This is a genomic window from Mycobacterium sp. TH-M82 (assembly GCF_057473605.1).
The window spans coordinates 1-1,749 of record NZ_JBYCKY010000601.1 but is presented as its reverse complement, the minus strand read 5'-3'; the positions used below and the strand labels follow the sequence as shown (position 1 = coordinate 1,749).

1 protein-coding gene is annotated in these 1,749 nt (G+C 63.5%); it reads left to right on the top strand.

The window, feature by feature from the left end; translation table 11 throughout:
* Positions 1-1,749, top strand: a 1,749-nt coding sequence (locus AC2VON_RS17960) for an MMPL family transporter (protein ID WP_486954165.1), incomplete at both ends; no start/stop codon positions are given.

The following is a 1,749-nucleotide window of genomic DNA, read 5'->3' as shown; positions in this document are numbered from 1 at the left end:
GCTACTACGACGAGATCGTCCGCAAGCTGCGCGGAGACCACGAGCACGTCCAGCACATCCAGGATTTCTGGGGTGACCGGTTCACCGCGGCGGGGGCTCAAAGCGCCGACGCCAAGGCGTCTTACGTCATGATCAACATCGCCGGCGACCAGGGCACGACGCTGGCCAACGATTCCGTCGAGGCCGTGCGCAAGGCGGTCAACAGCACCCCGGCACCGCCGGGGGTGAAGGCCTACGTCACCGGGCCCGCGGCCCTGTCCGACGACATGTACGTCATCGGCAACGCCAGCCTGGCCAAGATCACACTGTTCACCCTGGGCGCGATCGCGATCATGCTGCTGCTGGTGTACCGCTCGATCGTCACCACACTGATCCAGCTGTTCATGACTTTCGTCGCGCTGGCATGCTCGCGCCAGGTGGTCGCCGCGCTCGGCAACGTCAACGCGTTCGGGCTGACCACGTTCGCCGCCAACATCCTGACGATGCTGGCGATCGCCGCGGGCACCGATTACGGCATCTTCCTGGTCGGGCGGTACCAGGAGGCGCGAGCGGCGGGGGAGGACCGGGAAACCGCCTACTACACCACGTTCCGTGGGGTGGCCCCCGTCGTGCTCGGCTCCGGCCTGACCATCGCCGGGGCGACCTATTGCCTGAGTTTCGCCCGGCTGCCGTGGTTCAGCACCATGGGCGCGCCCGTGGCGGTCGGGATGCTCGTCGTCGTGCTGGCCGGGCTGACACTGGGCCCGGCGGTGATCTTCGTGGGCAGCCGCTTCGGCCTGTTCGAACCCAAGCAGGCCGCCAAGGGTCGGCTGTGGCGCCGCGTCGGCACCGCGGTGGTGCGCTGGCCGCTGCCGATCTTCGCGGTCAGCGCCACCGTCGTGCTGATCGGCATGCTGGGCCTGCCCGGCTACGTCACCAGCTACAACGACCGCTACTACCTGCCCGAATCGGCCCCCGCCAACCTCGGATACACCGCAGCCGACCGGCATTTCTCCCAGGCCCGGATGAACCCCGACATGCTGATGATCGAGGCCGACCACGACATGCGCAACCCCGCCGACATGCTGGTGCTGGACAAGGTCGCCAGAAACCTCATCCGCACCCACGGCATCGCGATGGTCCAGGACATCACCCGACCCCTCGGCATCCCGATCCAGCACAGCTCGATCCCGTTCATGAACAGTGTTCAGGGCCAGACGACCATGCAGAACATGGGCTTCCTCAGGCAGCGCATGGCCGACATGCTCAAGATGGCGGACGAGCAGCAGATCACCATAAATTACTTGGAACAGATGTATAACCTCACCAAACAGATGGCCGACAATGCTCACGACATGGCGAATCTCACCGAAAAAATGGCGGGCATCACCGATGAACTGCGCGATCACCTAGCGGATTTCGACGACTTCTGGCGGCCGATCCGCAGCTACTTCTGGTGGGAGAAACACTGCTTCGACATTCCGATGTGCTGGTCGATCCGGTCCCTGTTCGACGCGTTGGACGACACCGACAAACTTGCGGAGACCATCCATTTCCTGTCGAAAGACACCAGGACTCTGGACATCCTCACGCACCAATTGGCCGCGATCTTGCCGCCGCAGATAAACAGCATGAAAACCACCCGCGAGATAACCCTGACGATGCACAGCACGTTCGAGGCCATGCTCGACCAGATGGACGCGATGAACGACACCGCGATCGTCATGGGGCAAAGCTTCGACAAGTCCAAGAACGACGACTTCTTCTACC